The organism is Streptomyces sp. NPDC002958, assembly GCF_055563255.1.
This window is the reverse complement of the sequence record NZ_JBVHDS010000084.1, coordinates 1-1,390: the sequence shown is the minus strand read 5'-3', so window position 1 is coordinate 1,390 and position 1,390 is coordinate 1. Positions and strand designations below refer to the sequence as shown.

The 1,390-nt window shown below is 66.6% G+C and carries 1 protein-coding gene; it reads right to left on the bottom strand.

Annotated elements, in window-relative coordinates; all coding sequences use genetic code 11:
• Positions 1-142: 142 nt before the first annotated feature.
• On the bottom strand, positions 143-1,321 hold the full coding sequence (locus tag ACZ3IC_RS34185; protein WP_467422628.1) for an IS701 family transposase: 1,179 nt from the start codon (positions 1,319-1,321) through the stop codon (positions 143-145).
• Positions 1,322-1,390 lie beyond the last annotated feature (69 nt).

Genomic DNA, 1,390 nt, shown 5'->3' with positions numbered 1-1,390 from the left:
TACTGCAACCGCATCTGGAGGATGTGGCCTCGGTGTTTGTAGTGGGAGCGGCGGGCTCGGGCCTGGCTGCGTCGTCGGAAGCGTGACCAGTGCAGATGGTGCTCGTTGCTGTGGCAGTGGCGCGTGACGACGACGTGGCCCATCAACCGGCGGATCTCCGGGACGCTGAGGGGTATGAGGTCTTGCTCGTCGTTGAGAGTGCCCCTTTTGTGGCTTCTGTGGCACGGACGGCGGTCAGGTAGGCGAGGGCGGCCATGGCCAGGGTGATGTGGCGGTACCAAGCCCGGTAGAGCCGCACCTGGTAGTGGTCCAGACCGCACTCTCCCTTCGCGGTCTGGAAGCACTCCTCCACCGCCCACCTGGCGGCAGCCACTTTGACCAGGTCTTTCAGCCGGGAGGCTACCGGGCCGTAGCAGACGTAGTAGGCGATCTCGCTCGGATCGCTGACGCTGCGTCGGGCCAGCACCCAGTGCCCGAAACCGTTCTCCCAGTACGGGCGGATCGCGACACGCGCCCAGTCGTGGATCCGCTCACCGTGCGCGCCGGCCCCGCCGGAGATCCGTTTCCACCGCTGGCGGGGCAGCGCGGCGACCAACTGGGCCACCCGCGCGTCCGCCCCGCGCGCGGTGATCACAGTGTCGTTGACCTTCGTGGCCAGCACGTGCGCGACCCGACGTTCCTCCATCCACACTCGCAGGTGCTTGACCTGCCCGTATGCCTCGTCAGCGGTGACCCACGCGAACGGGACACCCGCATCGATGGCGCGTTGCAGCATCCACTTGAAGTGCTCGTTCTTGGTCGCGAAGGGGACCTCGTCGCCGATCCCGGCCGCGCGGCAGCGGTCACGGTCATCCGTCCAGGAGACAGGGATGTAGAGCTCGCGGTCGATCAACGCCCGCCCCCTGGAGGAGGCGTAGGCCAGGAATGTTCCGATCTGACTGTTCTCTGTGCGGCCAGCTGTGCCGGTGTACTGCCGCTGGACGCCGGCGGACTTGACGCCTTTCTTCAGGAAGCCGGTGTCGTCGCCGATCAGCACCGCATCCTTGGCGCCGATGGTCTCCACGACGAAGTCCCGCACATCGTCGCGGACCGCGTTCTCGTCCCAGTCGGAGTGGTTGAGCAGGCGCTGGACGCCGTCGGGGCGCAACTGCCCGACCTGCTCCGACAGCGTCCACCCGTTCTTCTTCTCAAGCGGCGCGAGCAACCCGTGCAGGTAGTCCGACGCCCGCTCGCGGGGCTCCGACCTGCCGAAACGGTGGGCGAACCGGGCATGGAACCCGGCTATCCCCTCGGACCACGACTCGACCTGCTCAACCGTCAACGATTCATCGCACAGTCGGAACAACGAGCAAATCCAGCACCCGTCACGGCAGATGCGGTTGCAGTACTA